Annotated in this window: 9 protein-coding genes; 7 read left to right on the top strand and 2 right to left on the bottom strand. The window is 44.7% G+C overall.

The window, feature by feature from the left end; all coding sequences use genetic code 11:
• Positions 1–52: 52 nt before the first annotated feature.
• Positions 53–2,992 (bottom strand): PEP/pyruvate-binding domain-containing protein, encoded by a 2,940-nt coding sequence (locus ACODJP_RS06650; protein ID WP_422479789.1) that lies wholly within the window; start codon positions 2,990–2,992, stop codon positions 53–55.
• A 136-nt stretch (positions 2,993–3,128) separates the two neighbouring features.
• Between ACODJP_RS06650 and ACODJP_RS06645 the strand changes: the two genes are divergently transcribed.
• The 6 genes from ACODJP_RS06645 (at position 3,129) to nifJ (ending at position 14,762) form a co-directional block, all read left to right on the top strand.
• Positions 3,129–4,289, top strand: coding sequence for an MFS transporter (locus ACODJP_RS06645; RefSeq protein WP_422479787.1), 1,161 nt, complete (start codon positions 3,129–3,131; stop codon positions 4,287–4,289).
• 329 nt (positions 4,290–4,618) lie between these two features.
• The gene (gdhA, locus tag ACODJP_RS06640) at positions 4,619–5,956 is read left to right on the top strand and encodes an NADP-specific glutamate dehydrogenase (RefSeq protein ID WP_422479785.1); all 1,338 of its coding nucleotides are present in this window, start codon (positions 4,619–4,621) and stop codon (positions 5,954–5,956) included.
• Positions 5,957–6,045: 89 nt separating this feature from the next.
• On the top strand, positions 6,046–7,104 hold the full coding sequence (locus ACODJP_RS06635; protein ID WP_422479783.1) for a M42 family metallopeptidase: 1,059 nt from the start codon (positions 6,046–6,048) through the stop codon (positions 7,102–7,104).
• Between the two features lie 184 nt (positions 7,105–7,288).
• Positions 7,289–9,799, top strand: a complete 2,511-nt coding sequence (locus ACODJP_RS06630) for an adenosylcobalamin-dependent ribonucleoside-diphosphate reductase (protein ID WP_422479781.1) — start codon at positions 7,289–7,291, stop codon at positions 9,797–9,799.
• Between the two features lie 21 nt (positions 9,800–9,820).
• Positions 9,821–11,065 carry an MFS transporter gene (locus ACODJP_RS06625; RefSeq protein WP_422479779.1) on the top strand — a complete coding sequence of 415 codons (1,245 nt, stop codon included), beginning with the start codon at positions 9,821–9,823 and terminating at the stop codon, positions 11,063–11,065.
• Between the two features lie 163 nt (positions 11,066–11,228).
• Positions 11,229–14,762 carry a pyruvate:ferredoxin (flavodoxin) oxidoreductase gene (nifJ, locus tag ACODJP_RS06620; RefSeq protein ID WP_422479777.1) on the top strand — a complete coding sequence of 1,178 codons (3,534 nt, stop codon included), beginning with the start codon at positions 11,229–11,231 and terminating at the stop codon, positions 14,760–14,762.
• A gap of 82 nt (positions 14,763–14,844) precedes the next feature.
• Here nifJ and ACODJP_RS06615 read toward each other — a convergent pair whose 3' ends face one another.
• Positions 14,845–15,633, bottom strand: coding sequence for a nitroreductase family protein (locus ACODJP_RS06615; RefSeq protein ID WP_422479775.1), 789 nt, complete (start codon positions 15,631–15,633; stop codon positions 14,845–14,847).
• Between the two features lie 88 nt (positions 15,634–15,721).
• Here ACODJP_RS06615 and ACODJP_RS06610 point away from each other — a divergent pair, with 88 nt between their 5' ends.
• On the top strand, positions 15,722–17,035 hold the full coding sequence (locus ACODJP_RS06610; protein ID WP_422479773.1) for an MFS transporter: 1,314 nt from the start codon (positions 15,722–15,724) through the stop codon (positions 17,033–17,035).
• Positions 17,036–17,116: the final 81 nt, after the last annotated feature.

Genomic DNA, 17,116 nt, shown 5'->3' with positions numbered 1-17,116 from the left:
TGAGGCGATACAGGATATGAAAGCTTGCTTGCATACCTTTAATATCATTCATTTATGATTTTGTAGTCACGACACCAAGTCTACTCCGTCCATCTGCCTTTACAATCAAAGGTATTTCCGACCGAACATGCTTAAAATGATGTGTTTCATCGATATGTTGGAATGCATCGAGCCGTTTGAAATCCAGCATTCCATCCTTGTGTACCGGATTGACTGTCAGATAGATAGTCCCAAGAGAGGTAATGTTCTGGAAGAAGTGAGTTCCTTGGCTTGGTTCTACTTGGAATCCTGGAAGACTGGTTTCTATAATCACCGCTGCATGGGAAATTTGTGCCCATACGACTGGAATACCGAGCCACGGATCACTTGAGCCCAGTCTTCCCGCCACCACAAGAATATATTCTGTCTCTGACTCGACGAATTTTGCGTTGATTGCGTCCAATTCCAATACCATCTCAGCCGTTTTCGCTGGATTGAAGGTCTCGGTATTGATATATACCACATCAGTAAGATCTTCGTTATGGCCATTGCCCATGACATGGTGAGAGACTATTATCGCTCTCTCCCGCTCATCTTTGTCTACTTGTAGGATCTCCGATTCCATACCCGATACGATAGGTCGTATCTGCAAAAGGCTGAATTCCGGTTTTTTCCATTTCGGGCGATTAAGATTACATGCAAATTCGATTTCGATGGGTGTACTCATTACCCGTTCTCCGAAAGTAAGCAAATCTTTTACAATAGCGGCTATAGGGTAGCTGTTATATTTGAGAATGCTGTTGAATGTGATGACCTTCTGTCCCTGCGCACTTAATTGATCTACCAACATACCTCGGGATATGTCGAAAGTTGAGGCAATATGTCGGAGACTCTCGGGATGTTTTTCTGCCTCTGAGAGGGGAAGGTTCGCCAGATTCTCAGGATTTCCCTCAGGTGTATAAGGGTGGGTCATATCCAGTCCATAGAACTCGGTCTGAGAACTTGATTCCATTCCTCCAAGATATTGAAGATTTCTTTTAGGATACGTAGGCGAGAAACGGAATGCCATTCCATTATCAACGACCGTTTTACCGAAACCAAAACAGAGCATCCCGACGCCATCCTCAGCCTTTTCCGTCCCGATAGGATAAAAATTTAGAGAACGTGCGACTCCTGCGAAATTTGGGTACCAGTAATCACCGTGGGCGCTACCGATTACCTGCTGAATGATTACAGCCATGCGTTCCTCTTCCACCATATGGTTGGTTGCTCTAAGATATTCCTTACTCTTGTTATAATATGTAGAGGCATACACACAAATGATTGCACTAGCGAGCGCCTTGAGACGCTCTTCCTCAGAACCGGTGTTGGGAAGCATACAGGTTTCATACACACCGGCAAAAGGCTGGTAATGGGAATCTTCGAGCATACTGGAAGATCTGACTGCGAGGGGGACTTTCAATATTTTAACAATTGCGTGTAGATCGAGCAGGAGCTCCTTTGGTAGGGGCTTTGAAAGGAAAATCCTTCTCAATGTTTCATCCGGAAGGGAGGCTGCGACAACATCGTGAAGGTCGTTATCTTCCATGAATTGCGTAAAAAGATCTGTAGCTATGACTATAGTTCTGGGAATAGAGAGATACATGGATGGATACTTATCAATGATGTCGCTCTGGCGCAATTTGAAATCAATGAATGCCAGACCTCTTCCTTTTCCTCCCAATGAGCCTGATCCTATACGACTGAAGAACGAGAGCTCGTCAAAACTATTTCTATTAAATTGGGCAATCACCCCTTTTCCCCGGTTTAATCGGAATTCTTTGATCATCTCTACCATGTGGTTGCGCATCTCTTCAGGACTTTTGAAATCTTTTACAGAGTAGGGGCGGAAGAGGTTTGCGAGAACATAGAGGCTACGCGCCTTTAGCCAACGGGAGAAATCGTTTCTATTCGAATGCCAAATGAAAGACTCAATAGGTACATTAGGAAGTGTATGTTGCATTTCTCGTAGATTTTCGGCTTTAGCGATCTCTTTTCCGTTGTTATGGTCCTTGAAAATAAAAGGTCCAAAGCCATAGTTTTCGAAGACATATTGCCGAAGGTCGTTCAATAGTGAAGGACTCAATTTCCATATAAAAGAGGAATGTTCTGTCCTTGCCAATTCGTAATAATCGTCTTTTGTGGATTGGAGAAGAATGGGAAGATCCGGGTGTTGTTCACGGATATAATGGCAGAGCTTCAATCCTGCTTCGTTGTCGGCGACCCCATCTTTGTCGAAGGAGATATCTGTGATGATTCCCAACAGATTCTCTTTGAAGGTATTGTATAGCTCCATAGCCTCTTCATAATTTTGGGCGAGCAGGATTTTAGGTCTTCCACGCATGCGTAGTGCTGTAGCCCAAGGATTGAGCCCTTCGCTCATACTCATCCTGGTTTGTTGAATTATGGCTGTATAGAGTATGGGAAGATATGATGAATAGAATCGTACCGAATTTTCCACGAGGATAATTACCGGTACTTCAGCTGCAGTTTGAGCATCGTGCAGTGCATTCATCTTGTCTTCAAGGAGTTTTGCCATGGCAAGAAAGATATTTGCGTTTCCCTGCCAGTAGTAGAGGTAATCAACCTCGGCAACATGATGTTTTCGCAGATGTTCACTTACCCGATGAGAAGGGGAAGGTGAGAGCGCAATTATGGGTATGCTTGGATATTGATTTTTGATTGCCTGGGCTAGTTCGACAACACTCGTACTGCCAAGTTCAAGCATAGTTACAACCAGATCGAATTTGTTTGTTGATAGCAGCATGAATACATCGTCGATATTTCTTGCATAGGTGATTTTTGGAGGATTGCTCAATCCTAGCTGGGTGTATTCCCTAAACAATTCTTCTTCAACTCGTCCATCCTCTTCAATCAGGAACTGATCGTATTCACTGCAAAGCAAAACGACTTTATAGATATGGCGAGGCATCAATTCTCCAAAGGGATCGCTGGCAGTCATCAACTTTCTCATAGTAATATATCGTAGCATGATTTCTATTTTTGGAGCAAAACAAATCGAAGCTATCTCCAGTCGATGGCTATTGCAATTGATGGGCTGTCCCGGTATCATCACTCCAATTTTTTTTGACAGATTGTAAGGGAGGAGTATGAAAAAATCCGTAAAGCGCTGGGTGGTTTTGTTTTCCGGAATATTCATGCAGACGATTCTTGGAGGGATTTATGCCTGGAGTACGCTTACCCCTTGGTTGAAGGAGAGCTATGGTGTCACCAATGCTCAAAGTGGGTTCATATTTGGGACAACTATTGGTGTTTTTACCTTAGTCATGCTTTATACAGGGCATCTATTGAACATAAAAGGACCAAAGGTCACTGCCGGGATTGGCTCATTCTTGTATATGGCTGGATATTTTTTATCCTCCTTTTCCAATGGCTCATTTCCTATTCTCTTGTTAACTATTGGAATAATTTCAGGGTCTGGTATAGCGTTCGGATATGTTTGTCCACTCTCGGTAAGTATGAAATGGTTTCCGAAACGGAAGGGATTGGTTACTGGCCTAGCAGTTGGTGGTTTTGGGGCAGGAGCGATCATTTTCTCCTCATTGATTGAGTACTTCAAACTTTCCGGCCTTTCCATCGAAGTGTTCATGAGAGGGTATGCGTATGCTACGGGAGTTCTTTTGTTCATCTTGGCGATGCTACTTGATACTCCTTCAGAGAAGTCTATAGTTCATAGAGAGCCTATTGGTAGGTTGTGGTTTAACAGGGCTATGCGAATAAATCTGTTGGGTATGTTTTCAGGAACGTTTGCTGGATTGTTGGTTATTGGCAATCTGGCGCCCTATGTCATTTCCAGAGGTATTCCAGAATATTGGGCTGTCGTTTCGGTGACAATCTTTTCTATTGGAAATGCATTTGGACGAATAGTATGGGGACATATTTTCGATCGTTTGGGACAACTGAGTATTCCAATATCACTGTGGTTGTTTGCCTTTGTTGCACTTGCAATGGTTTTCCCTCTACCACTGTACGTTCTTTTGGGAGCGTTATTCTTATTGGGAATTGCTTTTGGTGCGAATTTTGTATTATATGCTGGAAATATCTCCCATCAGTTTGGTATTTTGAATTTCTCCAGACTCTATCCAATCTGCTTCTTGGCTTATGGAATCGCTGGAATCATAGCTCCTGGGGTTGGAGGATACATAGTAGATACGACCGGTTCCTATGACCTTGCCATGTATCTCTGTATTGCTCTTGTATCAGTCTCGGGTTTATTCATGTTCTTGAGATTCAGAAAGGTTTCCAAATAGCCGGACTATAGCCAGCAATGCATGCCTTTGCAGTTATTACAAACAATGTAGGAAACGAAAGCTGAGATACCTCCCTCATAAGGGTTGAGAAGGAGGTTAAGTCTCTTCATCCTATGGCCTGCCCTAGTATAATGAGATCTTTCATTTATCATATGGCAAAAGATTTTCAGATATTCTGCTGTATCCAGAAAAATGAAAATTAATTATTCATGAAAACAGAGATATTTCTGTTGACAGCTGATATATGATGAATTACACTTCTCTCTGGAAGGTGTCTTTACGTCTATTCTCGCCGTCTGGACACTGCTGGTTATAAGGGAGGTTTTACCATGTATAGATTGGAAGATTTTATGGCAGATTTGGAGCGACGCAATCCTGCGGAACCCGAATTCATCCAGGCTGCTGCAGAGGTCGTGGAGTCGATTATCGATGTGGTGAACGATAATCCCGCCTATGTCAATGCAAAGATTCTTGAAAGAATTACTGAACCCGATCGTGTTTTCAGTTTCAAGGTAGAATGGGAAGACGATAATGGCGATGTCCAGGTCAACCGTGGATATCGTGTACAGTTTAACAATGCATTAGGTCCATATAAGGGTGGTATTAGATTCCACCCCAGTGTCACTTTGGGCACGCTAAAATTCCTTGGGTTCGAACAGACTTTCAAAAATAGCCTTACCACCCTTCCTATGGGTGGCGGAAAAGGTGGCTCGGACTTCAATCCACGAGGCAAATCGAATAATGAGATCTTGCGATTCTGTCGGTCATTCATGACCGAATTGCAGAAATACATCGGACCGAATACGGATGTTCCTGCTGGTGATATCGGTGTAGGCGCAAGGGAAATCGGATACATGTACGGACAATACAAACGTCTTAGAGATGAGAATACCGGAGTATTGACTGGCAAGGGTCGAAATTGGGGAGGTTCTCTGATTAGACCTGAAGCCACAGGTTTTGGGGCTATGTATTTTGCCAACGAGATGGTCAAAGCCCATGGCGACACCATGGAAGGCAAAAGGGTTTCAGTCAGTGGGTTCGGTAATGTTGCATGGGGCGCCGTGATGAAGGCGACAGAACTTGGCGCAAAGGTTGTGACTATTAGTGGTCCGGATGGATATATCTTGGATGAAGACGGTATCAACACTCAAGAGAAGTGGGACTACATGGTACAGTTGAGGGCTTCTAATAATGATGTCGTTGCTCCATATGCTAATAAATTCGGTGCAAAGTTTATTTCCAACAAGAAACCCTGGGAAGTTCCTGTAGATATGGCGTTCCCCTGTGCTATTCAGAATGAGTTGTCGCTTGAAGATGCAAAGACTCTCGTTGCCAATGGAGTTTCATATATCGTCGAGACTTCCAATATGGGTTGCACGGCTGATGCAGTACCATATTTCATCGAGAAGAAGATTCCTTTCGGCCCTGGAAAAGCCGCTAATGCCGGAGGTGTTGCAGTTTCTGGATTGGAAATGTCTCAGAATGCCATGAAGCTCAGCTGGGATGCCGCTGAAGTCGACGAGAAGCTCAAAGGCATCATGCAGAATATCCATGCTGCATGTGTTTCTCAAGGCAAGGGTTCCGATGGCTATATCAACTATGTGAAGGGAGCGAATATCGCAGGGTTCAAAAAAGTAGCCGATGCGATGCTTGATCTCGGATATTAATTCAGTTTCTCACATCCTTGCAAAAGGGTAGGTTATGTATCGAGGCCGTTCTCTTGTAAAGAGGACGGCCTTCTTACTATAATTTGCTTATGAATGCAGAAATGATTGAATTGATTGGTCAGCTGATCCAAGCCGCTGGCCCCAGTGGCTACGAAGATGCAGTAGCAGATATCATACGATCTCATATCTCTTTATGTGGGAACGTCTCAACCGATGGTATAGGGAATATCATCTGTGAAATTCCTGGAAAGAACCCTAATGGGCCTCGGCGACTATTCGTAGCACATACAGATGAGATTGGGTTTATGGTTTCCGATATCTTGGAGAATGGATTTTTACGGTTTACACCTGTAGGTGGTTGGAATGCCCGAACTCTACCATCATCGTCGGTCGATGTAATCAATACTTTGGGAGAGGCTGTTCCCGGAGTTATCGGACAAATCCCTCCACATTTCTTATCCAAAAATTCTTCACAAGTTCCAGAAATTGAAGAGTTGTTCATCGATATTGGAGCAAAGGATCGAACACAGGTTGTCGAACTTTTCAATATCCGTATCGGTTCGATTATAGTTCCTTTTGGTAGATTCCATCATGATCAGAGATGTCAAACCCTTTCTGGTAAAGCCTTTGATGACAGGATTGGTGTTGCAGCCCTGATTGAATTGGGAAAGAAAGTGAAAGAAAGTCCATGTGATGCTACGGTTGTTTTGGCATTCACTGTCCAGGAAGAGGTCGGGACAAGAGGTGCTCAGGTGTTAGCCAATTATATCGAAGCTGATGTTGCGATAATTGTGGAAGGAGCCCCAGCCGATGATGTGCCTGGAGGACCCGTAAATCCACAAACTTGTATGGGCAATGGTGCCCATGTCCGAATCTTCGACCCAACGCATATAGGCAATCCTAAGTTGTTACAGACCATAAGAAATCTTACCGGGGAACATCATATAGCTATACAAGAGGCTGTCCGGAAAGGGGGAGGTACCGATGCCATGGTTTTGGCATTGGCGAACAAAGGAATACCCTCGGTTGTAACAGGAGTTCCTGTACGATATGCCCATAGCCATACAGGTATGATTGCACTTTCTGACTATGTTAATCTGGTGGAACTATTGTATGCGATATGTCGAGATAGCAGTTGGAATGTATGATTTCCGTACCTTTTTTTGTCGTATAAGATTACCATAAAAGTTATATCTATACACTATATATGGTGTATTGGCTGAGTAATATACGCTAAATATCGCTATTTTTACCTTGTTTCCCTTCTACTAATATGCTATCTTGTGAAAGGTCCGAATAGGACAGTTATCAAAAATAGTGAGGGCTAGTATTGTGACAACGGCGAAAAATGCACTTACGCCATTAGGACGTAAGATTTTCTTAGATAGATATGCTCAGAAAGACGGAAAGAAAAGTACCTTGAAGGTCGATGATCTGGTCGTTGCGGTAAGTAATCCCCAGACAGGGCAACGCGAAATAGGAAAGGTGCTCTCTATCTCAGGAGATGCAGTAACTGTCTTGCTTGAGGATGGTACCGAAATACAAACCACGAGGGAGCATGTCGACAAACCGACCGAAACGGATCCCTCCGAAATGCTCGCCCGTGTAGCGAAAGGTATTTCAGCACAGGAAAAAAAGAGTACTCGTCCCAATTGGGAAAAAGAATTCAACTGGCTTTTAGAGGACTGGAAATTTGTCCCTGGTGGTAGGATCCTTACTGGGGCTGGAACCGATCAGAACCTAACTTACTTCAATTGTTATGTGATTCCCTCACCAAAAGACAGCCGTGGTGGAATTATTACCTCATTAGGGCAGATGACCGAAATCATGAGCCGTGGCGGGGGCGTCGGTATGAACTTGTCTTCATTGAGACCTCGTCATGCCTACGTGAAAGGAGTAAATGGACGTTCAAGTGGTTCGGTTTCCTGGGGTGCCCTTTTCAGTTTTGTGACTGGACTTATCGAGCAGGGCGGTTCCCGAAGAGGAGCTCTCATGCTCATCTTGAATGTATGGCATCCTGATATTCTCGACTTCATCAATAGCAAGCGAGAAATGGATAAGATCGTCAATGCCAACATTAGTGTGGGTATTACCGATGATTTCATGGAAGCTGTTCGTTCGGATGATGATTGGACTACCTATTTCCCAGATACTTCGGATCCTGATTACAACGAAAAATGGGATGGGGATCTGGATCGCTGGAAATCATTAGGGAAGAAAGTGATACCCTATCAGACGGTAAAGGCTAAGGAAATCTGGAATGCAATCATAGAGAGTGCATGGGCTTCCGCCGAACCAGGTGTATTCTTCGTAGATCGATACAATAAAATGTCGAACTCTTGGTATTACAGTAGTATCCAATGTACTAATCCCTGTGGTGAACAGGGTTTGCCACCTTGGGGTGTATGTAATCTCGGTTCCATCAACCTTTCCCGGTTTGTCCAGGAAAAGAAAGTCCTTTGGGATGATCTCGGGCGAACGGTCAGGGGTGCGATTCGATTCCTCGACGATGTGATTGACGATACTCCCTATTTTTATGAGGAGAATAAAGAGCAGCAGCAATCGGAACGGAGAGTAGGTCTGGGGACCATGGGATTGGCTGATATGCTGATCAAAATGGAGCTAGCCTACGGTAGTGACCGGTCTATCGATTTTATCGATAAGCTGTACAAGTTCATCTGTGTCGAGGCATATAATGCAAGTGCTGACTTGGCAGAAGAAAAGGGCTCCTTCCCGTTATTCGATGCGGAGAAATTCTTGCAAAGCGGTTTTATGAAAGAGATGCCACAAGAGGTACGGGACCGTATAGCCAAAAAGGGAATCCGAAATGTGACGCTATTAACCCAGGCTCCTACAGGCACAACAGGAACGATGGTGGGAACCAGTACTGGGATTGAACCCTACTATTTTTGGGAATGGGAACGAGTAGGTCGTATGGGTTCCCATATAGAAAGGGTCGCTGTGTATGATGATTGGATCAAGGCCAATCCCGGTAAAGAGAAGCCAGATTTTTTTGTCTCTGCGATGGATCTTCCTCCAGAAGGCCATGTAAGAGTACAGGCAGCAATACAGCGATGGGTCGATTCAAGTATTTCAAAGACTGGCAATACCCCAGCAGAATATACCGTTGAACAGACCGCAAACCTGTATGAATTACTCTATGATCTCGGATGCAAGGGTGGAACTACCTATCGAGATGGTTCACGTGATACCCAGGTTCTCATCGCAAAGGCGAAAGAAAAGGCTGCTGAAGTAGATCAAGAGAGCCCCAAGATTGTGGCTGAGGAGCCAAAATCTCGTATCCGTTCCAAAGTTCTTCATGGAACCACCTATCGTAAGGCTACTCCGATCGGAACTGCCTATATTACCGTCAATTCAGATGGAGGACCGTATGGAGAGCCGTTCGAAGTCTTTATCAATGTAGCGAAAGTCGGTTCGGATGTTTCTGCAGATGCTGAGGGATTAGGACGACTTATCAGTCTTATATTACGTATGCCCAGTCCCTTGACTCCTAAACAACGAGCCCAGTCCGTAATCGCACAACTGCGAGGAATCGGTTCAGGAAGACCAATGGGATTTGGAAAGAATAGGGTAATGAGCCTGCCTGATGCCGTTGCGCAAGTGCTGGAAGATCATATAGGGATTGAGCAGGATGGATCCAGCTATCCACCACTTCCGGATGAAGATGATGTTGACCTTGCAGCAAAACAATTCGATCTTGGGTTGGCTGCTGAGGTCGCCCATAGTGTTACTCCCGATATTTGTCCGGTATGTGGGAATGTGACGTTCGTGAACATAGAGGGATGCAAGAAGTGTTTTTCCTGTGGGCACAGCGAATGCTGATATTGTGAAGTAGTATATACCATGGATTCATCATCGACCTCCCGTCTTCGTACGGGAGGTTCCTATAGATCATTGGACAAATCAATACATATCCTCTTCTTTGCTCGGATCATCAATCGATTTGGTGATTTCGTTCAGATGTTACTAGTGCTGATACTCACGGTATCCATCGGCATGGAGGAGCATCAAGCTGGACTATTCACTACAATGACCGTAGTCGCAACTATACTTGGTCAGTTGGGTGGAGGCTTCGTTGCTGACAAGTATCCACGTAAATATGTAATGGTAGCGTGTCAGGCAATTGTAGCAGTACTTTATGTTTTCAGTGGGCTTTTGATAGATACTGCTCCCATGACAGTCGCCTATATCATTCTTATTTCATCACCGTTTCGTGGCGCGACTTGGCCGGTTTCTCACGCGCTCATAGCCGATTATTCACATGGAGAGATGGAAAGGGCAAGGGCTTTCTCTCTTCTGTATCTCGGCTCAAATATCGGTGTAGCCGTGGGACCTTTGGTTGCGGCGTTTCTCTTTTCCCGAAACTTGCCACTTCTATTTATTGTCTCTTCGGTTACTTTGGTTATTTCAGCTAGTCTTTTAGGATTCTTTCTACCCAAATATCCAAAAACACGGGAAACTACTGAAGCTAGGGCAGAATCTACTTTTTCTGGATCTTTGTGGAAGCTCTTCTTCACCAATAGGATGTTAGTCCTCTATGTTGTCGCGTTCACCCTATATAACCTCATCTATGTTCAGCATGCATTTGCATTGCCATTGCAAATGCATGGTTTGTTCGGAACACAATCTGGAACTGAAGGATATGGTTGGCTCATGACTGTGAATGCCGCAACCGTGCTACTCATGACTGCTATAGTTACACGAGCTACAATATATGTATCAAGATCAATGAACATGGCTCTTGGAACATTATTCTATGTAGTTGGTTTTGGCCTGTACGCAGTATGTTCTTCGTTATTAGCTTTTCTCGGAGCTACGTTTATCTGGACCATAGGTGAGATTCTATTGGCGACCAATGGTAATGTATTCGTCAATCAGCATGCTCCAAGTACACATCGAGGAAGGTTCAATTCCCTAGTAAGTGTCATAGTCGGAATAGGTACCGCACTAGGGCCTTACGTAGGAGGCTTGGTCCTCTCAATAGCTAATTTCAGAGTTCTTTGGTTGGGTTCGGTAGGTGTTGCCATTCTTATCGGGTTCTTGTTCGTCCGACTACGTGGAATGGTAAAAACAGCCGCTTCCAGATAGGTGTTTCTAATGTTTGAATCAGCACTCTATGGTTGCAAACCCCCCGCTATTGCGTTATAGTCAAGGGGTAAGTACCCTGTATTTATTACAGGGTCGTATTGTGTGCAAATGGTTGTGGTCACAAGTCGACCACAGGTAAATATTATTTCAATGGAGTGTCAATATGGGTAACAAGAAAATGGTTACTATCGATGGCAATACCGCTGCCGCGCATGTAGCGTACGCGTTCAGCGATGTTGCGGCGATCTATCCCATCACCCCCTCTTCACCAATGGGGGAATATGCCGATTCATGGGCAAGTACGGGAAGAATCAATCTGTTCGGTGAGAAAGTAGATATCACAGAAATGCAATCGGAAGCCGGTGCAGCTGGTGCGGTACACGGTTCTCTCTCTGCAGGAGCTCTTACGACAACATTTACAGCAAGCCAAGGATTGTTGTTGATGATTCCGAATATGCACAAGATCGCTGGAGAAATGCTCCCGACGGTTTTCCATGTTTCTGCCCGATCCTTGGCAGCACAATCCCTCTCAATTTTCGGTGACCATTCAGATGTCATGTCCTGTAGGAATACCGGTTTCGCCATGACTGCGGCTACCAGTATCCAAGAGACTATGGATCTTGCACTTGTTGCCCACCTTGCTACACTTAAGGCTCAGGTTCCGTTTCTCTCATTCTTCGATGGATTCAGAACTTCACACGAAGTCCAGAAAGTTGAGGAAATTTCCTACGAAGATATGCAGGGGTTGGTGGAACCCGAATATATTGAACAATTCCGTTCCCGCGCCCAACGCCCAGAAAAACCCCGATTGAAAGTTGCGGCACAGAATGAAGATGTATATTTCCAAGGTCGAGAGACGGTAAATAAGTATTATGAAGCCGTTCCTGAGATCGTACAGGAATATATGGACAAAGTTGCGAAAATCACCGGTAGGCAATACCATTTGTTTGATTATGTCGGAGCACCTGATGCAGATCGGATCATTATTGCAATGGGTAGCGCACTCGATACATTCGAGTGGGCAGCCGATTATCTCAACAAGAAGGGAGAAAAGGTCGGTGTTCTCAAAGTTCGTCTATACCGCCCATTCTCAGCAAAGCATTTCGTGGCAGCCATTCCTGAATCTGTAAAAAAGATTGCTGTTCTGGATAGAACTAAAGAGCCCGGTTCCATCGGTGAGCCTCTCTATCTCGATGTTGTAACAGCTCTTTCCCAGATGGGAAGAACCGATATCTCGGTTATTGGTGGACGCTACGGTTTGTCGAGCAAAGATTTCACACCAAGCCATGCAAAAGCGGTCTATGACCACTTGAATGAAGGCAATTGGCATAACTTCACTGTAGGCATCGTGGACGATGTAACCAACTTGAGCATCCCTGTCAAAGATAAGATTGACGTATCACCCAAGGGTGTCGTTTCCTGTATGTTCTGGGGACTCGGTTCCGATGGAACCGTTGGTGCAAATAAGGATTCCATCAAGATCATTGGTGGCAATACCGACATGAATGCACAAGCTTACTTCTCTTACGACTCAAAGAAATCTGGTGGTATTACCATAAGTCACTTGAGATTCGGGAAGAGCTCAGTAAACATGCCATGGTTGATTGATAGCGCCGATTTTGTTGCTTGTCATAACCCTGCATATATCGGTCGTTATGATATGCTTGCTCCTTTGAAAGAGGGTGGAGTCTTCCTTTTGAACTCACAGATTCCTTCTGATGAGGTCTTCGAACACCTTACTGCTGACGAACAGAAGCAGATTATCGATAAGAAGATTCGATTCTACAATATCAATGCTCTGTCGATTGCAGAGAAGGTTGGTTTGGGAACACGCATCAATACGGTCATGCAGGCGGCATTCTTCAAGATTTCTGGTATTTTCCCAGAGGATGAAGCCATCACCTTGATCAAGAATGCAATCAAGAAGACTTTCGGCAAGAAGGGTGAGGATATCGTTAAAATGAACTGGGCAGCTGTCGATGGCGCGTCCGACGCATTGGAAGAGGTAAAGATTCCCTCTAAGGTCGGTAAAGCCTACGAGCCCAAGAAACTCATCGGTGACGATGCTGATGCTTACGCCAAGGAAATCATTGAGCCGATCATGCATCTCAAGGGTAATGACATTCCGGTTTCGAAGATGTCCTTTGATGGTACATTACCAACCAATACAGCTCGCCTCGAAAAGCGTGGTGTAGCGCCCTTCATTCCACATTGGATCAGTGAGAACTGTATCCAGTGTAACCAGTGTGTACAATCTTGTCCCCACGCTGCTATTAGGGCAAAACAGATTGATCCGAAGGATTTGGAGAATGCACCAGAAAACTTCACCACACTCAAGTCCAGCACCAAGAACGATAGAGAGTTACGGTTCAAGATCCAAGTATATCCTGAAGATTGTCAGGGATGTGGCGTCTGTATCGAAACCTGTCCTTCCAAGACCAAGTCCCTACAGTTCAGTCCGATTGATGTTGAGCGGAAGGCTGGTGAGACCACCAATGCTGAATTCTTTGATGCTCTCCCAGATGATGTAGTAGATGGAATTTCTGTTGACACGGTCAAAGGTATGCAGTTCAAGAAACCCTTATTCGAGTTCTCTGGTGCATGTGCCGGTTGTGGAGAGACTCCCTATGTCAAGTTGGTCTCCCAGATCTGTGGGGAGAGGATGATTGTGGCCAATGCGACCGGATGCTCCTCCATTTATGGTGGAACATTCCCAACCACTCCGTATGCTCAGCGTACTGATGGTCGTGGTCCAGCTTGGGGTAACTCACTTTTCGAAGACAATGCCGAGTACGGGCTTGGTATGCGTCTGGCTGTAGAAGCCAACCGCAGACAGCTTAAAGCAAATATCGACCGACTGCTTGCAGCAGGTACTACCGAAGCTTTGACTAATGCGATTGAAAAGAATCTGGAACTTTGGAATGACAAGACCGAAGCTTCGATTACAGCTCAGAATGAGACTCAGGCTTTACTCGATGATGCCCTTAAAGCTGCGAAGAGTGATGAAGCAAAGGCAGCTTTGCGAAAAATCATTGAATTGAAGGACTACTTCAGTGAGAAGGATGTCTGGATCTTCGGTGGTGATGGCTGGGCTTACGACATTGGTTACGGTGGTGTCGACCATGTTGTCGCTTCCGGTAAGAATGTAAATATTCTCGTTTTGGACACTGAAGTGTATTCGAATACTGGAGGACAAGCTTCCAAGGCAACTCCGATCGCTGCTGTCGCTAAATTTGCGAATGCAGGAAAGCAGATGGGTAAAAAGAACATGGGCTTCATGATGATGAGCTATGGTCATGTCTATGTTGCTTCGATCTCCATGGGTTCAAACAGGTTGCATGCCCAGAAAGCTTTGCAGGAAGCTGTCGCTTTTGACGGTCCTTCAATTGTGTTCTGTTATGCACCTTGTATCAACCATGGAATCAATATGATGAAGAGTCAGGTTGAGGAGAAGTTGGCGGTTGAAGTCGGTTATTGGCCGTTGTTCCGTTACAACCCTTCCTTGGGCGAAGGTAAGCGATTCTCTTGGGATACAAAAGAACCCAAGGGTGATTACCAGGAATTCATCAAGAGCGAAAGAAGATACTCATCACTCTACAAGACGAATCCAGACCAAGCGGAAGAGCTCTTCAAGAGAGCAGAAGAGGACGCAAAACGCCGCATGAAGTTCTACAAAGATGTAGGAGAAGTCATGTAACGGCACACGTCGAAAGGCATAAAATCGGCCGCTCGGGAGTATCTCTCGGGCGGCTCTTTTCATGGTTAATTCTTCAGTTGTTTTACTCAGAAGCAATCCAGGTGTCTATGATTGCTTTTGAAGAGCGATCCATCTCCTTCATGAAGTCACTCGTGTGTTTTCTAAAATAGTAAAAATCGGAAATGGTACCCGTATTTCCAAACGGAAGACGTCCTTGTTTCTTCAATTGTTGTTCTTGTGCTCCAAAGGCAATTTCAAGATCTTGGAGATGAGGTTCTTTATAAGAATTTTCCATAAAAATTGAGTTAACGGGACACCTGATGGCTGGATTGGCCAGAGGTTCTGTCGATTTTGGGTATCCAAAAATGACCAAGGTAGCGACAGCAGTATACTTGGGAAGATTGAACAGTTCTGTTATCTTCTCATGGTTCTCTAGGATATCTCCTATATAGCAGGAACCTATTCCTAAAGACTCGGCTGCAACTACTGCTGTTTGTGCTGCAATCAAGGCATCACTCATAGCGAGAAGCAAATCTCCAGCTCCTGGGGCTCTCCATGGTATATTCTTGTTCTCCCCCTTTTCTACGGATCCCGATTCACTGAAGAAATTGACCCATTTGCGTACATCGGAAAGGAATAGCCAGACCATAGGAGCATTAGCTATCATAGGTTGGTTGTCACAAAGAACGGCTAGTGTCTCTAGACGTTTCTTATCTGTGACTTCAATGACAGAATAGAACATCATATTTCCTGCTGTTGGTGCTCGAAGTGTCGCTTGTTGGATTAGTTCATGATGAATATGCTCAATTGGCCTATCGGAAAAAGAACGGTGGGTTCGACGATTCATGAGTAAATCTAAGGTCGGGTTCATTATTTTCTCCTGTTGAAGCATCAAGGCTTTTAGTTCCGTACTATACGCAACGATATCATTCATATAGTATACAAGCCAGAAGGTCGCTATGAAAAGTGTTCGTGTTTATTCATACCGTTGGGTAGTCTTGATTGCTCTGATGGCGGTTATCATGGCCTCGGAGATGCAATGGTTGGTCCTTGCGCCGATATCGCGTGCTGCAGGAGCTTTTTACTCCACACAAATTCCAGCAGATTCAATCATCGGGCCAGATCTCCTTACATTGATCCATCTTTTGGTCTTCATATTCATCAGTATTCCCGCTTCACTTGCCATTGATAAGATTGGGCTGAAATGGACACTTCGTTCCAGCGCGATACTCATTGCAATTTTCAGTCTGCTAAAAGGCTTCGGTGCAAATCATTTTTGGACAGTTGTTGTCTCCCAAGTAGGCCTTTCTTTCGCACATGTACTAATTCTCAACAATGTGACGCTCGTTACAGCGAGATGGTTTCCTCTACGTGAGCGGGGCTTTGCCATCGGTCTAGTCTCATTCGCACAGTATTTGGGGCTTTTATTGATAATGATAATAAGCCCATATGCTGTTGTCAGTAATCCTGAACTGGTGGGTTACGGGGAAGGGATTCCCCAGCTATTGCTCTGGTTGGGAATCGCAACAGCGATCGGGGCTCTTGCGGTGTTGTTTTTCATAAAGGAGAAGCCACCGACGCCATCGTCACTGGAACCGATTGAGATAGACTCATTTATCAGCTCATTTCGATTATTGCTCCATAAGAAACATATGGGGGGATTTATTGCCATCTTTGGATTGATGTGGGGACTATTCAATGTTTTTATCGCAAAGATCGACAGTATAACTGCCTTCATAGGGGTCCAAAACTCCAATGGGGTAGTTGGATTGATATTATTGGGTGGTGGTATGATCGGATCAGTAGTAATACCGCTCTTGTCTGATTATCTCAGAAAAAGAAAGATCTTCTTTTTTATTTCCATGCTCGGAATTTTCGTTGGGGTTGTAGTTTTTGCGGCAATACCGCTGTTGGATACACTATTTTCCTCTCCCACAATATTTGGATTCATCGCGGCAGGATTCCTCGGGTTTTTCTTCCAAAGTGCTATTCCCCTGGGATATCAATATGCTGCAGAATTGAGCTATCCAGTACAAGAGGCCTCTTCACAAGGCGTCCTTCTCCTCAATGGTCACTTTATTGGTGTAATACTTCTTATATTTATGAATCTTCATGGTGGAGCGTTCCTAGAGCATGTTTTGATTGTTAGCGTGGCTTTATTATTTGCTGCAGTACTTGCTGCGATTTTTATCAAAGAAAGCCCTATTATCGTTACTGAGGATGAACGGCTCAGGGCGGCTGTTGATAAAGAGTCTGTGAGGCAGGGAAGATAATTGAGGCTCAGTGAGTTTTTCTGGGGTTGGGGGGGAAGAGCAGGTGAAATAGATATGGAAATGGCAGGTCCAATCCTGTAG

This window comes from Pleomorphochaeta sp. DL1XJH-081, assembly GCF_049310885.1.
Lineage (GTDB): Bacteria > Spirochaetota > Spirochaetia > Sphaerochaetales > Sphaerochaetaceae > CAYZJV01.
The sequence above is the reverse complement of the archived record's forward strand: the minus strand, read 5'-3'. Positions and strand labels throughout refer to the sequence as shown.

Bases quoted from the DNA above. Each gene is read 5' to 3' on its own strand.
- ACODJP_RS06650 (WP_422479789.1), bottom strand. From the start codon at position 2,992: ATGAGAAAGTTGATGACTGCCAGCGATCCCTTTGGAGAATTGATGCCT.
- ACODJP_RS06645 (WP_422479787.1), top strand. From the start codon at position 3,129: ATGAAAAAATCCGTAAAGCGCTGGGTGGTTTTGTTTTCCGGAATATTC.
- gdhA (WP_422479785.1), top strand. From the start codon at position 4,619: ATGTATAGATTGGAAGATTTTATGGCAGATTTGGAGCGACGCAATCCT.
- ACODJP_RS06635 (WP_422479783.1), top strand. From the start codon at position 6,046: ATGAATGCAGAAATGATTGAATTGATTGGTCAGCTGATCCAAGCCGCT.
- ACODJP_RS06625 (WP_422479779.1), top strand. From the start codon at position 9,821: ATGGATTCATCATCGACCTCCCGTCTTCGTACGGGAGGTTCCTATAGA.
- nifJ (WP_422479777.1), top strand. From the start codon at position 11,229: ATGGGTAACAAGAAAATGGTTACTATCGATGGCAATACCGCTGCCGCG.
- ACODJP_RS06615 (WP_422479775.1), bottom strand. From the start codon at position 15,633: ATGAACCCGACCTTAGATTTACTCATGAATCGTCGAACCCACCGTTCT.
- ACODJP_RS06610 (WP_422479773.1), top strand. From the start codon at position 15,722: ATGAAAAGTGTTCGTGTTTATTCATACCGTTGGGTAGTCTTGATTGCT.